This is a genomic window from Paracoccus binzhouensis, from assembly GCF_016446475.1.
GTDB classification, from domain to species: Bacteria; Pseudomonadota; Alphaproteobacteria; order Rhodobacterales; family Rhodobacteraceae; genus Paracoccus; species Paracoccus binzhouensis.
Map to the genome: position 1 here is coordinate 1 of NZ_JAEHFP010000248.1, position 969 is coordinate 969.

Annotated in this window: 2 protein-coding genes; both read left to right on the forward strand. The window is 75.5% G+C overall.

What is annotated here, in order from left to right; translation table 11 throughout:
• Window positions 1-422: peptidylprolyl isomerase (locus I9P22_RS24270; protein ID WP_199262787.1), on the forward strand; the 422-nt coding region annotated here is incomplete at its 5' end.
• A 12-nt stretch (window positions 423-434) separates the two neighbouring features.
• Window positions 435-950, forward strand: coding sequence for a DUF2478 domain-containing protein (locus I9P22_RS24275; RefSeq protein WP_199262789.1), 516 nt, complete (start codon window positions 435-437; stop codon window positions 948-950).
• The last annotated feature ends 19 nt before the right edge of the window (window positions 951-969 follow it).

The window sequence follows — 969 nt, forward strand, 5'->3', positions numbered from 1 at the left end:
CAGGCGACGCCGCGGCCCGTGCGGCGGCGCGCGAGGCGGCCCTGGCGGTGCTGGACGAGCTGCGCCGCGCGCCGCGCCGCTTCGCCGAGCTGGCGGCACGGCACAGCGCCTGTTCCTCGCGCCAGAACGGCGGGTTGCTGGGGCAGCTCAGCTCCGGCGACACCGTGCCGGAATTCGAGGCGGCGCTGGCCGGGATGGAGGAGGGGGCGATCTCGGCCGCGCCGGTCGAGACGCGCTACGGCTTCCATCTGATCCGGCTGGACGCCAGGGCGCGGGGCGCGGTCCTGCCCTTCGAGGCCGTGCTGCCGCATCTGCGCGAGGCGCGCGAGAAGGCCGCCTGGGTGGCCGCCAGCCGTGCCTTCACCGCCGAACTGGTGGCGCGGGCCGAGGTCGGCGGCGTGTCCCTGGCCAGCGGAAGCTGAAAGGAGACGCCGATGAAACTGGCCTATGTCACCCTGTCCGGCCGCGGCGCCATCGACGCGCTGCTGGCCGGCGTCGTCGCCCGGCTGGAGGCCGAGGGCCTGCGGCTGGCCGGCACCGTGCAGACCAATATCGACCGCGACGACCGGCCGCTTTGCGACATGGACCTGCGGCTGCTGCCCGACGGGCCGACGGTGCGCATCAGCATCGACCGCGGGGCCGAGGCGCGGGGCTGCCGGCTGGATGCCGAGGCGCTGGAGCGTTCTGTGATCTGGACCGCGCAAGCGCTCGACCGCGCCGAATTCCTGGTCGTCAACAAGTTCGGCAAGCAGGAGGCCGAGGGCAGGGGCCTTGCCGGCACCATCGCCGAGGCGCTGGCCCGCGACCTGCCCGTGCTGGTCGGGGTGAACGGGCTGAACCTGCCGCCCTTCCTGGAATTCGCCGGCGGCCTGGCGGAGGCGCTGCCGCCCGAGCCCGAGGCCGTCCTGCGCTGGTGCCGCGCCGCCCGCGTCCCGGCCCGCGCCGCCTGAACCGCCCGCCGCTCAGCCG